The sequence below is a fragment of the Faecalimonas sp. LCP19S3_D12 genome (assembly GCF_052121495.1).
Taxonomy (GTDB): Bacteria; Bacillota; Clostridia; order Lachnospirales; family Lachnospiraceae; genus Faecalimonas.
The window spans coordinates 1-15,932 of the sequence record NZ_JBQKED010000009.1; the positions used below are offsets into that span (position 1 = coordinate 1).

Sequence of the window (15,932 nt, forward strand, 5' to 3'; positions counted from 1 at the left end):
CTTATGAATTCTTCCATTTTTGTCCCCACTCCTAATCCCTTTATCTTGTTTATACTATAACACATGTAGGAGCAAAAGACACTATGAATTCAACCAACATTGGAAAGAACCTATTTTTATATTACATATTTTTCATTGAATCCCACACTTTATTATGCTAAAATATATACATTCAGATTGAATGGAATCGTTCATAGAATAGGAATAATCAGGAGGACATGAAAATGAGTAAAACAGATGAAGTAAGAAAAGCAATGGTCGATGCAATGAAAGCAAAAGATAAAGACACAAAAGATACACTTTCTCTTTTACTTGCTGCGTTAAAGAACAAAGCCATCGATAAAAGAGCTGATTTGACCGAAGAAGAAGAGGTTCAGGTCATCTTAAAGGAGATCAAACAGACAAAAGAATCGTTGGAGATGACGCCTTCTGACCGCACAGATATGATTGAAGAGTGCAAAAGACGACTTGCAGTGCTGGAGACATTTGCTCCGAAGATGATGGATGCCGACGAGATCAAAGCAGTTGTGGAAAGCGTTTTGAGCGATCTTGGAATCACTGCTCCAACAGCCAAAGATAAAGGACGGATCATGAAAGAGCTGATGCCGAAAGTAAAAGGAAAAGCAGACGGAAAGCTTGTCAACGAAATCGTTGGTTCTTATATGACAGCATAGAAAAAGACGGGGATGCCCGTCTTTTTTATGCATAGTGGTATTTTTTATGCTGACTTTTAAAATAGCCGACAGATATAAACAGCGTCACAAATTCCGCCAGCGGAACAGACAGCCAAACACCCGTCACCCCCATCACCAATGGCAGTACAAGGATACTCACCACGATGAAAATAAACGTCCTGCAAAACGAGATGATCGCAGATCTTTTCCCATCACCAAATGCAGTAAACATCGCAGATGCAAAAATATTGATTCCCGCAAATATGTAATTCAAAGAAAACAAGAAAAATCCATCTGCTGCAATTTCATATGTCCTTGAATCTCTTCCACTAAAGATTCCTACTATTGGTTCTGCAAAAACAAGCGCCATCACAAGAATCACAATAGAAGATACTGTGATGAAGTACATGCAGATTTTATAAATGCGCTTCAGCTGGTCATAATTTTTGTCTCCATAATTAAAACTGAACACCGGAGCCACTCCCATTGAAAATCCCAGATACATTGATGTGAACAAAAACTGACCGTACAGCACGATCGTAATTGCTGCCACGCCGTCTTCCCCGAGGAGACGCAGCATCGTCAGGTTAAATAAAAAGGTCACAATCGCCATTGAAAGATTGCTCACCATCTCCGAAGAGCCATTTCCACAGCTTTCCAGCAATACTGTTCTGCGAAATACCGGTCTTACAAAATAAAGTCCCTTTTTGATGACGAAAAAGTACACAATTCCAACAACCGCCATGATCGTCTGTCCAATTCCGGTTGCAAGCGCCGCTCCAATCACGCCCATTCCCATAGGTCCCATAAACAGATAATCTAAAATGACATTGGTAACTCCGCCTGTAATCGTTAAAACCAATCCGAGTGTCGGCTTTCCCGCAGTCACAAAAAATACCTGAAAAAACATCTGCATCATCGTCAGCGGTCCAAACAATAAAAGAACACCTAAATACCGTTTACAGTCTGAAAGAAGCAGAGACGTTGCTCCAAGTACATTGCAAAGTGGCTCCAAAAACAGTATCCCGAGTGCTAAAATCACCACTCCTACCAGAAAGCTCACCAATGCGATCAAAGAAAAATTTTCCCTTGCCTCACTTTCTTTTTTCTCGCCAATCTGGCGTGCTACAATGGCACTCCCACCTGTTGATAGCATAATCCCGCAGGCAAACATCAGATTGATGACCGGATAAACGATATTGACCGCGGACAACGCATTGCTCCCGACAAGTCTGGATACAAAAATTCCGTCTACAATCGTATATAAAGACATAAATACCATCATCACCATCGTCGGGAATGCAAACTTCAGCAATGAAAACACATTAAATTTCTGCGCTATTGAATTCGTCATATTTCATCTCATCCTCCAATTGTATATTGATTTTTTCCAATCTGTACCTTATCATAAACTATAGGGTAACACGATAGTCAAGGGAGGTTTTACAAAATTGGAGAAAAAATTAAAATCGAATCGAGATGCCTATTTGACAACCGGAGAATTTGCAAAACTTGCAGGTGTCTCCAAGCACACATTGTTTCACTATGATAAAATCGGGCTTTTATCACCGGAAATCAAACTCTCTGAAAATCAATATCGCTACTATTCCATCTCACAGCTGGAGCTTTTGGAAATCATCACCTTATTAAAGGAACTTGATATGCCGCTGTCTGAGATCAAATCATATCTGGACAACCGGACAACATCGCTTTTCATTGAGCTGCTCACCAAAGAGCAGACACTTATCCGTGAAAAAATCCAGGCGATGCAGCAGATGGAGCGTTGGATTCAAGAAGAGCTTACGCTGCTTCACAATGTATCTGCATTAGACGATATTTCTGTCATTCATTTTCCGGCAAAATATATGCTTACCACACCTGTGTATTCCCTGCACGACAAGGAAATTGCAAAAACGATCCGAGACCTCATTCTTTACGGCAATGAACATCAGATTCAAAGTCCTTACGGAGTCGGGGGAATCCGCGACCTTTCTTCGTTCGATCTAACGACAGAAGAGTATACCGATTTCTATCTGCTTTTAGACCATAGGGCAGAGAATGTTCCGCTTTGTGTCCGGGAATCCGGACACTATCTTCGTGCATTTCACTGTGGAGGCTATGAGACCATCCATACGACCTATGAAAAAATGCTGCAATATGCATCTGAAAATGCCTTAGAGCTGACTGGTATATTTTACGAAGATGTTCTGATTGACACGCTCACTGAAAAAAAGGAGGAAGATTATATCCTCCAGATCAGCTGTAAATTAAAAAAGGGATAGGAGAACTCCAAATTGTTCTCCCCTCCCTGCTTCTAGACAGCCTCTATCAAAAAACCTTTTGCTCTGAGCATTTCTTCTATCTCATCTAATATTTCTTCGCTCTCCGCACTCACTGTATGGTAATGATAGTTTGAAGTAATATTTTTCAGTGGACTTGATTTTCCACTTTTGATGTCTTCTATAAATGCTGCCGCCTTTCTTCTTGAGTGTATGCCAAGCGGCGCTTCCATATGACCGTATACTCTGTGGTTTACCATCACATTTTCCACGCATCCTCCCAAATCCACAATCTCATACAACTCCTCCTCCGTCTGCTCATCAGTATGCTGCACCTTAAACACACGGCTGATTGCTTTTTGCATATTCAGTATATATCCTCTGTTCGTTGAGATAATATCATAACCTGCTGTGCGGATCAGCGCAATATCCTGCACGATCACCTGCCGGCTCACACCATAAAGTTCCGCCAGCTTTTTTCCTGACACAGGCTCCTTACTCTCCTGTATCTGACGAACAATCTGCTCTCTTCTCTGCGAACCATTCACAAACCTTCACCTCCTGTTTTTGCATCACTGGTTCTATTATACTACATGAAGGTTCTTTAAGGAAATATCTAAAATTGGTGCAGAGTGTGTCAATGCTCCGCTGGAAATATAGTCTACCCCAAGTGACGTCAGGCGGGCAATATTTTCTTTTGTCACATTTCCGGAACATTCTGTCTCAGCTCTCCCGTCAATGATACGGATTGCCTCCGCCATCTCCTCTGTGGACATATTGTCAAGCATAATAATATCTGCTCCCGCCTCCACAGCTTCTTTTACCATCTCCAGCGTTTCTACTTCCACTTCAATCTTTCGCACAAACGGTGCATATTCTTTTGCCATGCGCACTGCATTCGCCACACTTCCGGCTGCCCCGATATGATTATCTTTTAAAAGGACACCGTCTGACAGATTATAGCGATGATTGTAGCCGCCTCCCGCACGCACCGCATATTTTTCAAAAATACGCATATTCGGCGTCGTCTTTCTCGTATCTAAAAGCTTTGTACCGGTTCCCTTTAAAAGCTCTGCAACGGAACGTGTGTATGTTGCGATTCCGCTCATTCTCTGCAGATAATTCAACGCCACTCGCTCTCCTGATAAAAGTACACGAATGTCGCCGACCACTTTTCCCATCAGTTCTCCATTCTTCACCTGATCCCCGTCTTTACAATATAATTCCACCTTTGTATTCGCATCCAAAAGATGGAACACCCGTTCAAACACATCTAATCCGGCAATCACCCCATCCTGCTTACAAATCAATTCTACCTCTCCTGTGACCGCTTCTTTCATCACGGCATTCGTTGTCACATCTTCGCTGGAGATATCTTCTCTCAACGCCTCCAAAATCAAATGATCCACTTGAAGATCCATCGTAATTTTATTCATCCTTCTATTTCCTTTCTTATCGGTTTGCTCCAATTTTTTTTGCTGCACGTTTCGCAAATACAAGGCTTTCCAACAGCGAGTTACTTGCCAGACGATTGGCGCCGTGCACTCCGTTGCAGCTTGTCTCGCCTGCTGCATACAGATGCTCCATCGATGTCAGGCTGTCAGAATCCACCCAGATGCCACCCATAAAATAGTGCTGTGCCGGTACAACCGGAACCCACTCTTTCGTGGCGTCGTATCCTTCCTCCAGACATTGTTGATAAATATGTGGGAAATGTTTTCGTATCGTCTCCTCTGAAATATGTTCCATCGACAACCACACGAACTCTGTATGATCTTTCTCCATCTGCTCCTGAATTGCCTTAGTCACAACATCTCTCGGAAGAAGTTCATCTACAAAACGCTTTCCTTCTTTGTTATATAACACTGCCCCTTCCCCGCGCACTGACTCTGATATCAGAAATCGTCTTCCCGGTTTCTTCGAATACAGTGTTGTCGGATGAATCTGCACGTAATCCAAATGCTCCAGGCGAATTCCATGCTCTTTTGCAATTCGAAGCGCATCTCCTGTCAGATGTGCAAAATTAGTAGAATGCTTGTAAGTTCCGCCGATTCCTCCGCTTGCTAAAATCGTATCCTTTGCATGGAGATAAATGATTCCTTCCTCATTTTCAGCAACAATTCCTGCACATCGTCCTTCTTCTTCCAAAATATCCGTCATCGTAGTATACTCAAAAATCGACACATTCTCAAGTTCTTTCACTCGCTCCAAAAGTTTGCTTGTAATCTCTTTTCCGGTCACATCCTCATGGAATAAAATACGCGGCGCAGAGTGCGCACCTTCTCTTGTATATAAAAACTCCCCGTTTTCCTGTTCAAATTCCACTCCATATCCCACAAGATCTTCAATCACCTGACGGGAATTGCGAATCATAATATCGACCGATTCTTTTCGGTTCTCATAATGTCCCGCTTTCATCGTATCTTCAAAATAGCTTTCATAGTCATCCTCATCTCGCTGTACACAGATTCCCCCCTGTGCAAGAAAAGAGTCACTGCTCTCTACATCTGATTTTGTAATCATCACAATCTTTTTTTCCGCCGGCAGATTCAGCGCACTGAAAAGTCCTGCCACTCCTGTTCCGACTATGACGACATCTGTATTGATATCCATATTTCCTCCTTCACTGCAAACACGGTTATTTTGCAAGCTCCAACATCCGCTCCAATGCTTTTCCCGATTCTTCTCTTACTTTCTCTGTCACGTGCACTTCATTTTCCCCTGTCTTTAATACATGCAATACCTTTTCCAATGTGATCTTCTTCATGTCCATGCAGACAGGCTCAGTCTCTGTAAAATAAAATTGTTTATCCGGGTTTCTCATCTCTAATTCATAGCACACTCCATTTTCCGTACAGATAATAAATTCTTTTTTGGGGCTTTGAGTGGCATACGAAATGATTCCCGATGTGCTGCCGATGTAATCGGAAATCTCGCAGATTGCTTCCGGACATTCTGGATGTGTCAATATTTCCGCCTCCGGATGCAATTCTTTTACCCGCTTCACCTCTCTAAGTTTCATGTGTTCATGCACCGGACAATACCCCTGATTGAATACAAACTCCTTTTCCGGCACTTGTTGGGCCACATATCTTGCCAGGTTTTTATCAGGAATAAAGAAAATGTGCTTGTTTGGCAATGCTTTCACAATCTGCACCGCATTCGCCGATGTCACACACACATCCGAGTGACGTTTTAATTCCGCTGTCGAATTAATATAACATACAACCGCCAAATCTTCATATGTATCACGCATTTTCTGAATGGTCTGTGCATCTGCCATATGCGCCATCGCACAATCTGCTGACTTGTCCGGCATCAGCACAGTCTTACCCGGATTAAGTATCTTCGCACTTTCTCCCATAAACGCCACCCCGCAAAACACAATGGTCTGCTCTTTTAATCCAACCGCTACTTTGCTCAGATAAAAAGAATCGCCAATGTAATCTGCAATCTGCTGTACTTCTGGATTCACATAATAATGTGCAAGAATCACTGCATTTTTTTCTTTTTTCCATTTCTTAATTTCATCAATCATATCCATGCTTTTCTTCTCCTTATGTAAACTTCCATTATTATAGCACTGTATTTTACAAGTGACAAGACACATGCTTTTACAAAAAAGAAGGATTTACACATGAATTTTTATCGATTCTGTGCAAATCCTTCCTATTTTCTCGAAAAAATATGTTTTAAAAATACATACATCACAATGGCAAACGCAATCAGATAACCAAATGCTCCCAGTGCCGGAATCCCCCAAATCTTTGGTTTCATGTTCGTTGTACAGATAATGCTGGAACTGATCAAAAGCGCCATCACCCAAAGTCCCATCACAACATTTCTCACAAGTCTTCGCAGCAGTCTCTCCAACTCCATCGATGCATGCAGATCCAGATTAATCTTTGTCTGCCCCTTTAGGTATCCCTGTAAAATATCAGAGATCAGTGACGGAATATTGATTGCTTTATGAAACGATCTGTAAATTGTCTTACCGCTGTTTTTTAATTCCTGCTTCCAGTCTTTTTCCTTCAGCATCTTTCCTGCCATATGTCTGGAGGCTATCTCTACCATGTTTAATTCCGGCGCAATATCAGCAAGTACCCCTTCCATATGGGTCAGTCCCCTTGCAAGCATCGTCAGTCCATGCGGCATGATAATCTTATTTTCCTTCATCACTTCCATGAGACTCATCGTCACTTTGGCAATATCAATGCTCCCCATATCTGCAGTACCATACTGCGAGAGCAAATTGCTGATTCCTTCATACAGGCAGCTTTGATCCGGTGGCTCCTTAAAATCTCCAAGCGCCATCACCGCATCCTGAATCATTCCGATATCACTCATAGCAATTCCTTCTACCGCATTTCCAATCAGTTCTCGATCACGTTCTGTGAGACGCCCCATCATCCCCATGTCAATCCAGATAATCTTTCCGCCCCGAATCTTTACATTGCCGGGGTGTGGATCCGCATGAAAAAATCCGTCATCCATCACCTGCTTGATATAGTTGTCAATCAGCTTGATACCTACCTCTTCTAAATCATATCCGTCTCTCAGAAGATTTTCTTTATCATCGACAGCATATCCGTCAATATATTCCATCACCAGCACATAGCGGTTCGTGTACTCATGGTACATCTTGGGTGCTCCAACAAACACAATATCTTTATTTCTTCTTGCAAACTCTTCCAGGTTAGATGCCTCTGTCAGAAAATTCATCTCTTCTCTTGTAACTGCCCACAGTTCATCAAGTACCATGTCAAGATCAACCATGCCCTTTAAGCTGACTGGCGGAAGTAACTTTACCGCACGATGCAAAAGTCCGATATCTCTTGCCATCTTATCGTAGATCCCTTTTCGCTGTATCTTTACAACAACTTCCTCTCCATCTTTCAAGACTGCTTTATGCACTTGTGCAATGGAGGCTGAGCCAAGTGGTAATTCTTCAATCTTTTTAAAAATCTCTTTCCATGGACAGCCGTACGCCTCCCGCAGTACTTCCTCCACCTCCGGAAACGACATCGGTGCCACCTCAGAGCGAAGACGCATCAGCTCATCACAATACCGCTTTGGCAAAATATCAGAATGCATCGACATAATCTGTCCTAGTTTGATAAACGTCGGTCCCAAATCTTCCAAAATCAGACGCAGCTTCTCCGGGGATACTCCTCTGGTAATATTATGCTTTCGGAGTACCCCTGTCATCTCTTTCAATCTTTCTTTGTATTCCTGCGATTCCTGTCTGCCCATCTGTCACATCTTCCTATTCTGTCTAGAGTTCTTCATCCGGTTGCTGCTCAGTCTCAGATTGTTCTCCTTCCATAGCATTCAGTCTCTCCTTCAACGCTTCGATCTGTTCCGGCGTCATCCTTTTCAATAGTTCGTCCAGTTCTTCCGGAGAAGTCGGTTTCACTGACACATTCACATTCTCTTTGACCGTCTTTTTGATATTGTGCTTCAGTTCCCCATTCAATGCTTTCCCCTGCTCTACCGTTAATTCTCCTTTTTCTACCATATCATCCAATAACTCTTTTGATTTTTCCGCAGTTGTTGCTGCTGCACCGATTCCTGCCAACAATAATTTTTTTACGCTTTCTCCAAATCCTTCCATCATTCTGTCTCCTTTCATTTTGCCATGAAATTCTTTGTTTATATAAGTTCTAACACTTTCGGGACAAAAATCAAAAGTCCCACTCCTGCTGCCATAATTGCCGCAATCAAAACTGCCCCCGCCGCTGTATCTTTCGCAAGCTTTGCAAGCGGCCTTCTCTCTTCTGTGACAAGATCTACCACCGCTTCCATCGCCGTATTGACAAGTTCCAGTGACAGAATCATTCCAAACAGAATCAGACAGATACACCATTCAGAAACTGAAATTCGAAACACAAATCCCGCGGCAACAACACATAGCATTGCCAGACAATGAATCTTCATATTTCGTTCTTTTTTGATTCCGGTAAAAATTCCTTCAAAAGCATATCCAAAACTCTTATATAATGGATTCTTCTTTTGTCCCTTCACAAACTTCACCTTCTTGTCCTAAATTTGTTTTTATTATACTACAAAAAACTCCCCAGTGAAACCGGAGAGTTCTAAAAACATTATAATCTTTATTGATTTTTTCTTTCGTGAATTTCTCTTACAATCTTGTTGTATGATTTCTTATTCAATCGATAGAAAAACAGTACAACTGCCGTTGCAATCCATAATACCCCTGGAATTGTTGTAAAAGAATGTTTCATCACCGCCAGCACAGTCTCATTCTGCTGCACATTTGCAGCATACCCGCATGCTCCAAGTACTGCTGCGAGAACCGATGTTCCAATTGCCATACCGATTTTATTTCCAAGTGAGATAAACGCATATTGAAATCCGTCGTTGCGGAGTCCTGTCTTCCACTCGCCGTACTCCACACAATCTGGAATAATTGCATAGATTGCTGTATTAAATCCGGAGAAAAAGAACTGTGCCAGACAGGAAAGTGTATAAAATAATACTGCCGAATCACTTGTATTAAAAAAGTACATAAAGAACATACTGACACCTGTCAACAATGCGAAAATAGATGCCGCTCTTCCCTTATTATTCGTAAGCTTAAATACAGGCGGAAAACAAGCTGCCCCAATAATAGACGGAATAATAATACACAGTGAATAGGTACTAAATAAAGCTTTATTTCCTTCTACATACGTGAAGTAGTATAACGCATCTGCATTTCGTCCATACAACGTTACACCAAACAAGAATTGTCCCACAACCGCAATTAAATATGGCTTATTCTGTACAACTGCAGATAATTGCGTCTTCAGAGAAATCTTTTTCTTTTCCGGAATCACAACAGCCTCTTTCGTCTTTGCAAAACAAAAGATATGACACGCCGCAAAAATGCATCCATACAAAACTGCTACCAGAAAATATCCTTTTTGGTCATTTCCATTTCCCATATGGCTGATTAACGGAACGGTAATAATATTGATCACGCCAATCGCAATCATTGCACTGACTGAACGAAACGTATTGATTTTTGCTCTTTCTTCAATGTTCTGCGTCATGGCACCACATAATGTCCCATATGGAATATTTACACATGTATATCCCAGCACTAAAATGCAGTATGTTACTGCCATATAAACAATTTTGGCAGTATCCGACCATTCAGGGTGTGCCCAAAATGATAAAATCAGTATCAACGCTGTCAATGGCGCCGCAATCAAAAGCCATGGGCGATAACGTCCCCAGCGACTATGAGTCTTATCACTGAGTGCTCCGATTATAGGATCGTTTATCGCATCCCAGAATCTGGAAAACAACATCAATCCTGCAACTGCCCCCATGCCGATTCCAAATACATCCGTATAAAAAATCATTAAAAAGTTACCAACAAACATCCAACTGAAATTACATCCTACATCACCCATGCCATAAGCGATTTTACTGATCAAGGGGATTTTTATATTCGTATCTTTTTCATTCATATACTCACCTACTTGTCTTCTGAGATTTTAATAACAGCTTTCACAATATCTGCTTTGTTGTTCACACTATAGTCCATTGCTTTCTGTGCTTCATCCAAGGTAAAGATATCTGTCACAATTCCTTTTAAATTCACTTTTCCTGATGCAACAGCCTCAATTGCCATCGGATAAATATGACGATACCGAAATACCGTTTTAAATGTCAGTTCTTTATCCAGCACAAGACTCATTGGCAATGTCATTTCTCCGGATTTACTGTAGCCGACCAATACGATATTAGAACCTTTTTTCGCAATCTCAATTGCCTGTCTCGTAGTAATTTCTGTTCCGGCTGTCTCCACAACCAAATCCATCCCTTTTCCTGCTGTCAATTCATCTACCCGCGCAGCGACATTCTCTTTCATGCCATTTATCACACCTGTTGCACCAAGTTCCAGTGCCTTTTCAAGACGCTTTTCCATGATATCCACCACATATACTTCCGAAACCCCGCGTGCTTTCAGTGCCATCATCGACACAAGTCCAATACAACCGGCTCCCATGACCACCGCCTTTTGACCAAGATGCGCATCTCCCTGAATCGCCGCATGAAATCCTACTGCAAGCGGTTCAATCAATGCACCTTCCAATGTACTGACATTCTCCGGTAGTTTGAAGCACAGATCAGCCTCATGAGCCACATATTCCTGAAATACACCATCGACCGGAGGTGTCGCAAAGAAAACAACATCCGGACACAGGTTGTATTTTCCTTCTTTACAAAATTCACAATGTCCACATGTCTTTCCCGGCTCCAGTGCCACACGATCACCAACTTTCAAATGTGTCACATTTTCCCCCACTTCCACTACAACACCGCCAGGCTCATGCCCCAAAACGAAAGGCGGCTCTACAACATAATCTCCAATCGCTCCCGTTTCATAGTAATGTAAATCCGAACCACATATTCCCACATATTCTAACTTCACAAGTACTTCGCTCTCTTTTGGCTGCGGAATTTCTCTTTCTTCAAATCCCATTTTTCCAATTCCATTCATTACTGCAACCTTCATTTTTCCTTTTATCTGTTTGCTCATAATTTCATCTCCTAATTAAAAACACTTTATTAAATAGTTTTATTATGTATATAATAATACTTCTCAAACAGATATCTGTCAACATATTTTCATAGCAACACTCTATTTTTGTTATATATATTCATTTTTTTAATTCCATTTTTGTATTATTTGCACAAAAAAAGAAGAACATTTTCCGTTCTTCTCTTATCTCTATATTTTTTCTATAAATTCTTCGATTACTTTCATTGCCGCCCCATACGCTGCAGCTGCAACCTTATAATTGCAGTTCCGAACAAACTCTCCCTTTTCTTCAAACGTGTTATGATTTGCAACTTCTTTTCGGATATCCTGAATATACTCCTCTAAATAGCTTCCCACATATCCTCCAAGAATGACATCACAATCCAAAACCATGTGGATATTATTTACTGCAATAGCCAGATAATAAATATATTCTTGCCAGGCTTTTACAGTTATTTCGCTCCTCTTTTTCAACTGTATAAAAAATTCTTCAAGCTTGCCGTCTGCCAAATCTGCCAGCTGTTTTGCAGAACAATATGCGTCGAAGCATCCTTTCTTCCCGCAATAGCATTCTTTTCCATCTGGAATGATCGTCATATGCCCCACTTCACCACATCGAAAAGATGTTCCCTGCACTAATTTTTCTTCATAGAATATTGCTCCGCCTACGGTATTACTCAGCGAGACATAAAAAAATTTGTCCGATTGTTTTGAATGGATTCCCTCTGCAAAGGCGCCTGCATTCGCGTCATTCAAAAAATAACAGGGATATTCAAAAAAAGTCTCCACCTCAGAAAACGGAAGCTCTTTAACGTTCAAAATATGAGAATTCGTAATCTCTTTTTTTTGTAAATCGACAATTCCGGGAAATGAAATTCCAATCCCCAGCACAACGTCATCCTGAATACACTTCTCTTCTAAAAACTTTTTCACTCGCTGATTCAATTCCTCAAAATATGATGCTTTCAACTCAAATGGACAATAACTTCTTTCATACTCTAAAATCTCTCCTAACAAATTTGTCAAAAGAATTCCTATATGATTCTTCGTAATATCAAGCCCAATCGCATATCTTGCATTTGGGACTGGCGATAAAGCCTTGGCTCTTCTGCCACCGGTAGATTCCAGTTCCCCGGTCTCTTGAATTACACCCATCTTCAAAAGTTCTTTCGTATTCTGTGTCACTGTAGGAAGGCTTAGTTTCATTCCATATGAAATCTCCGGATTGGAGATTGTATCATGTTTGCAAATATAGCGGAATATTGCGTTCCTGTTTTTTCTTTTGACTTCTTTATTCGTCATTCTTTGTTCTATCATATTATCACAGCTACTTTCTTAAAGTATTTTCTTTATAATATCACTTCACATATCGCTTTGCAATCCTTCCCATCCTCTTTCCATATAAAGTTGTTTTACAATTTGTTCCAATTGTTTTCGACTCTTCCTATCCGGTACCTGTCTACAGAAATCTTTCACCCACTGTTCCTGCTGATCTTCATCTGTTTCCGATGGATCATAAGACACAACGCTGCTTGTCTCATCATATAACCGCTGCAGCTGCTGAAACTGTTCTCTGAACTGTCCAGCATATTTGTTCCAGATCTCTAGTCCATAAAGCTTTAGTCCCAGAAAATCTGCAATATAATTCAGTCTGTCAAAATCCGAAAATGTCATTTTTTCTTTTCCCTGCAAGATGCGTCTGTCCCGCTTTCCACATAAAAACAAAAATGTAAACCGTTCCATATCCACCTGGTGCACCATCATCACCTTCCTTTTTTATGTTCCACTTCGTCTCCCTTTTACAATCGATTGTATTCCTAATTCCATGTAAAATCAACAGAAAAAGTGCAAAAAATGAGACAGGTAATGCATCAATAATGAAGAAACATGACTTAACACCAAAGGGCAAAGAATATCTCGCAGCTATGAATACAGAATGGGAAAATTTATTAAATACTCTGTCTGGATTGTTAGTAAAACCAAAAACAATTTTTCAATATAAAGGACACCATTTGGTGTCCTATCATCACTTTTCTACCTTATGTATTTTTCATCGCAACACTTCCCACGATATCTGCCACATGTTCACAGGCATCCGCACATTTTTCAAGATATGTGTAAATCTCTCTCCAAGCGATAACATTTCTGACATCCTTCTCTTCCACATGTAATTTTCTCATGCTGGAAATAAAAAGATCATCTTCTTTTTCTTCCAATGTATTCAACCGGATAATACTCTGTTTGAGCGCTTTAGAATGTTTGAAATTCTTGAACTCTTTCAAAAGATTCTGAAGTTCTTCACAGCATTCAATCACTACATTGAGCATGCGGAATACTTCCTCTCGCATCTCCTGTACATTGTTGATATAAACACGGATCAGCACTTCCTCAATCTTATCTGTCACATCATCGATATGATGGCTGAGCGCGATGATATCCTCCCTCTCAATCGGAGTAATAAACGCCTTTGCAAGCTTGTCAGTAATCTCATGTCTGTGAGTGTCTGCCTCACGCTCGATCTCATGAACCTCTTCCATTCTCTTCGAGATTTCTTCTGGTTTGAAATTCGTCAGTATCTCTTTCAATAAATATGCTTCTTTGCATGCGTATTCCGCACATTTAATAAAATTGTCAAAGTAATAATCATCCTGTTTTTTTGACATTGCTATCTTCCTCCTTTTATCCAAACATGTACATAAATATTTTTGCCATACAAAAACTGATTAATCCACAGCCTGGAAATGTAAAGATCCAGGTTAGCATCATATCCTTTACAACCGAAAAATTAATAGCCGAAAGTCTTTTTACTGCCCCTACTCCCATAATCGCACTTGTCTTTGTGTGCGTTGTCGAAACCGGAACTCCCATCAGGCTCGAATACAGCAGACAGATTGCTCCCGCAAGGTCAGCAGAAAATCCCTGATAACGTTCCAGTTTTACCATATTCATTCCTACGGATTTGATAATCTTCTCTCCTCCTACGCTGGTTCCCACACCCATAACAATACTGCACAAAAGCATCAGCCACACCGGAATTTCCATACCATTTACAGAATTATGTCCTCCCGCAAACGCAATCCCTAAAAACAAAACACCTATGAACTTCTGTCCATCCTGTGCACCATGCATAAAACTCATAGCTGCCGCACCGGCAATCTGTGCCCCTCCGAAAAAGCGGTTTGTTTTTCGGCGATCCATTGCCCTGCACAAAACAGTAAGCAATTTGCACACTGCCCATCCTGTTACAAATCCCAAAACCAAACTCAACACAAGTCCGTACAACACTTTTTTCCATTCATCAAAATTAATTCCACTCACTCCATGCTGAATGGCGATTGCCGCTCCTGACAATCCTGCAATCAAGCTGTGGCTCTCACTTGTCGGTATTCCGAAAAACGAGGCTGCTGTACTGTAGATTACAATGGATAACAATGCTGCGCACAGCGCAATCAAAGCTTCGTTTGTGTGATCCCCAAAATCCACCATGTTACTGATTGTAGATGCAACAGAACTATTGATCTGTGTCATCACAAAGACACCGAGGAAGTTGAACACCGCACTCATCATGATTGCGGCACGCACAGGCATGCATCTGGTAGCTACACAAGTGGCGATCGCATTCGGTGCATCTGTCCAGCCATTTACAAAAATAACTCCCAATGTAAGTAAAACTGTGATAAACAGCATCGGATTTCTCACGATCTCCTGCCAGAAATTTATAAATGTCATTTCCATAATCTTTCCCTCCGGCATCTAAATCTCATTTGCAAAAACATCAATGTTATCTACTTTTCCGATGACCACAATGATATCTCCCTGACACAAACGATAATCTGGCATCACTTCAATATCTGTCTCATCTCCATCTTCAATTGCAATAATGTTTAGTCGATATTTCTGACGAATCTCTGTCTCTTCTATGGTTTTACCAATCAACCGATCCGGAACCTGTATCTGACGAATCTCAACCTGATTACATAAAGAAACATAATCAAGAAAATTATTGGACAATAGCTTTTTCCCTAGTCGGAGTGCCATATCCCGCTCTGGATATACGACTTCCGCACCTATCTTTTCAAGCACTGCTCCTTGCTCAGGGCTCAGCGCTTTTGCAATGACACGAGGCACCCCTAACTCTATCACACTCATCGTTGTCAATACACTGACATCCACTTTCTCGCCAATACAAATAATGACTACATCACAATTTTGTATCCCAATTTCTTTTAACGTATCTGCACTAAGATCATCCGTTACAAAAGCACAATCTGTATACTGGCGCATCTCTTTTACTTTTTTCTCATCTTTATCCACTACGATTACTTCATTTCCCGATTTTGCAAGCATCATTGCCAAAGCTTCTCCAAAGCGCCCCAGACCAATGACCCCATATGCTGTTTCTAATTTCTTTTTCATTCTCTT

General features: G+C 41.1%; 17 protein-coding genes. 2 read left to right on the forward strand and 15 right to left on the reverse strand.

Annotation, left to right across the window (positions count from 1 at the left end; translation table 11 throughout):
* The first annotated feature begins 224 nt into the window (after nucleotides 1-224).
* Complete coding sequence (locus tag ACTQXY_RS04040; RefSeq protein WP_441658388.1) at nucleotides 225-674, forward strand: GatB/YqeY domain-containing protein; 450 nt, start codon at nucleotides 225-227, stop codon at nucleotides 672-674.
* A gap of 25 nt (nucleotides 675-699) precedes the next feature.
* Here the strand turns inward: ACTQXY_RS04040 and ACTQXY_RS04045 are convergent, their stop codons facing one another.
* On the reverse strand, nucleotides 700-2,028 hold the full coding sequence (locus ACTQXY_RS04045; protein ID WP_441658389.1) for an MATE family efflux transporter: 1,329 nt from the start codon (nucleotides 2,026-2,028) through the stop codon (nucleotides 700-702).
* Nucleotides 2,029-2,125: 97 nt separating this feature from the next.
* Between ACTQXY_RS04045 and ACTQXY_RS04050 the strand changes: the two genes are divergently transcribed.
* Nucleotides 2,126-2,956 (forward strand): MerR family transcriptional regulator, encoded by an 831-nt coding sequence (locus ACTQXY_RS04050; RefSeq protein WP_441658390.1) that lies wholly within the window; start codon nucleotides 2,126-2,128, stop codon nucleotides 2,954-2,956.
* A 32-nt stretch (nucleotides 2,957-2,988) separates the two neighbouring features.
* Here the strand turns inward: ACTQXY_RS04050 and ACTQXY_RS04055 are convergent, their stop codons facing one another.
* From ACTQXY_RS04055 to ACTQXY_RS04120, 14 genes are all read right to left on the reverse strand, one after another.
* Nucleotides 2,989-3,501 (reverse strand): 3H domain-containing protein, encoded by a 513-nt coding sequence (locus ACTQXY_RS04055; RefSeq protein ID WP_441658391.1) that lies wholly within the window; start codon nucleotides 3,499-3,501, stop codon nucleotides 2,989-2,991.
* Between the two features lie 36 nt (nucleotides 3,502-3,537).
* Entirely contained in the window at nucleotides 3,538-4,389 is an 852-nt protein-coding gene (nadC, locus tag ACTQXY_RS04060) for a carboxylating nicotinate-nucleotide diphosphorylase (RefSeq protein WP_441658392.1), read from the reverse strand.
* Between the two features lie 16 nt (nucleotides 4,390-4,405).
* Nucleotides 4,406-5,566 carry an L-aspartate oxidase gene (locus tag ACTQXY_RS04065; RefSeq protein WP_022250802.1) on the reverse strand — a complete coding sequence of 387 codons (1,161 nt, stop codon included), beginning with the start codon at nucleotides 5,564-5,566 and terminating at the stop codon, nucleotides 4,406-4,408.
* 25 nt (nucleotides 5,567-5,591) lie between these two features.
* Nucleotides 5,592-6,497, reverse strand: a complete 906-nt coding sequence (gene nadA / locus ACTQXY_RS04070) for a quinolinate synthase NadA (protein WP_441658393.1) — start codon at nucleotides 6,495-6,497, stop codon at nucleotides 5,592-5,594.
* Between the two features lie 125 nt (nucleotides 6,498-6,622).
* Nucleotides 6,623-8,206, reverse strand: a complete 1,584-nt coding sequence (locus ACTQXY_RS04075; RefSeq protein ID WP_441658394.1) for an AarF/UbiB family protein — start codon at nucleotides 8,204-8,206, stop codon at nucleotides 6,623-6,625.
* Nucleotides 8,207-8,228: 22 nt separating this feature from the next.
* Nucleotides 8,229-8,567, reverse strand: coding sequence for a hypothetical protein (locus tag ACTQXY_RS04080; RefSeq protein ID WP_441658445.1), 339 nt, complete (start codon nucleotides 8,565-8,567; stop codon nucleotides 8,229-8,231).
* 38 nt (nucleotides 8,568-8,605) lie between these two features.
* Nucleotides 8,606-8,977 carry a diacylglycerol kinase family protein gene (locus ACTQXY_RS04085; RefSeq protein WP_441658395.1) on the reverse strand — a complete coding sequence of 124 codons (372 nt, stop codon included), beginning with the start codon at nucleotides 8,975-8,977 and terminating at the stop codon, nucleotides 8,606-8,608.
* Nucleotides 8,978-9,066: 89 nt separating this feature from the next.
* Nucleotides 9,067-10,431 carry a glycoside-pentoside-hexuronide (GPH):cation symporter gene (locus ACTQXY_RS04090; protein ID WP_441658396.1) on the reverse strand — a complete coding sequence of 455 codons (1,365 nt, stop codon included), beginning with the start codon at nucleotides 10,429-10,431 and terminating at the stop codon, nucleotides 9,067-9,069.
* An 8-nt stretch (nucleotides 10,432-10,439) separates the two neighbouring features.
* Complete coding sequence (locus tag ACTQXY_RS04095) at nucleotides 10,440-11,495, reverse strand: alcohol dehydrogenase catalytic domain-containing protein (RefSeq protein WP_441658446.1); 1,056 nt, start codon at nucleotides 11,493-11,495, stop codon at nucleotides 10,440-10,442.
* Between the two features lie 204 nt (nucleotides 11,496-11,699).
* A complete protein-coding gene (locus tag ACTQXY_RS04100) occupies nucleotides 11,700-12,827 on the reverse strand; it encodes an ROK family protein (protein ID WP_441658397.1) in 1,128 nt (375 codons plus the stop codon).
* A 45-nt stretch (nucleotides 12,828-12,872) separates the two neighbouring features.
* Nucleotides 12,873-13,271: a hypothetical protein gene (locus ACTQXY_RS04105; RefSeq protein ID WP_441658398.1), complete on the reverse strand. Its 399-nt coding sequence runs from the start codon at nucleotides 13,269-13,271 to the stop codon at nucleotides 12,873-12,875.
* Between the two features lie 278 nt (nucleotides 13,272-13,549).
* The gene (locus ACTQXY_RS04110; RefSeq protein ID WP_441658399.1) at nucleotides 13,550-14,173 is read right to left on the reverse strand and encodes a DUF47 family protein; all 624 of its coding nucleotides are present in this window, start codon (nucleotides 14,171-14,173) and stop codon (nucleotides 13,550-13,552) included.
* A 16-nt stretch (nucleotides 14,174-14,189) separates the two neighbouring features.
* A complete protein-coding gene (locus ACTQXY_RS04115) occupies nucleotides 14,190-15,245 on the reverse strand; it encodes an inorganic phosphate transporter (protein WP_441658400.1) in 1,056 nt (351 codons plus the stop codon).
* A gap of 18 nt (nucleotides 15,246-15,263) precedes the next feature.
* A complete protein-coding gene (locus ACTQXY_RS04120) occupies nucleotides 15,264-15,926 on the reverse strand; it encodes an NAD-binding protein (protein WP_441658401.1) in 663 nt (220 codons plus the stop codon).
* Nucleotides 15,927-15,932: the final 6 nt, after the last annotated feature.

Excerpts from the sequence above, each read along its gene's own strand:
- ACTQXY_RS04110 (WP_441658399.1), bottom strand. The coding sequence starts at position 14,173 with ATGTCAAAAAAACAGGATGATTATTACTTTGACAATTTTATTAAATGT.
- nadC (WP_441658392.1), bottom strand. The coding sequence starts at position 4,389 with ATGAATAAAATTACGATGGATCTTCAAGTGGATCATTTGATTTTGGAG.
- ACTQXY_RS04115 (WP_441658400.1), bottom strand. The coding sequence starts at position 15,245 with ATGGAAATGACATTTATAAATTTCTGGCAGGAGATCGTGAGAAATCCG.
- ACTQXY_RS04090 (WP_441658396.1), bottom strand. The coding sequence starts at position 10,431 with ATGAATGAAAAAGATACGAATATAAAAATCCCCTTGATCAGTAAAATC.
- ACTQXY_RS04075 (WP_441658394.1), bottom strand. The coding sequence starts at position 8,206 with ATGGGCAGACAGGAATCGCAGGAATACAAAGAAAGATTGAAAGAGATG.
- ACTQXY_RS04040 (WP_441658388.1), top strand. The coding sequence starts at position 225 with ATGAGTAAAACAGATGAAGTAAGAAAAGCAATGGTCGATGCAATGAAA.
- ACTQXY_RS04105 (WP_441658398.1), bottom strand. The coding sequence starts at position 13,271 with ATGGTGCACCAGGTGGATATGGAACGGTTTACATTTTTGTTTTTATGT.
- ACTQXY_RS04080 (WP_441658445.1), bottom strand. The coding sequence starts at position 8,567 with ATGGAAGGATTTGGAGAAAGCGTAAAAAAATTATTGTTGGCAGGAATC.
- ACTQXY_RS04045 (WP_441658389.1), bottom strand. The coding sequence starts at position 2,028 with ATGACGAATTCAATAGCGCAGAAATTTAATGTGTTTTCATTGCTGAAG.
- ACTQXY_RS04120 (WP_441658401.1), bottom strand. The coding sequence starts at position 15,926 with ATGAAAAAGAAATTAGAAACAGCATATGGGGTCATTGGTCTGGGGCGC.
- ACTQXY_RS04100 (WP_441658397.1), bottom strand. The coding sequence starts at position 12,827 with ATGATAGAACAAAGAATGACGAATAAAGAAGTCAAAAGAAAAAACAGG.
- ACTQXY_RS04065 (WP_022250802.1), bottom strand. The coding sequence starts at position 5,566 with ATGGATATCAATACAGATGTCGTCATAGTCGGAACAGGAGTGGCAGGA.
- nadA (WP_441658393.1), bottom strand. The coding sequence starts at position 6,497 with ATGGATATGATTGATGAAATTAAGAAATGGAAAAAAGAAAAAAATGCA.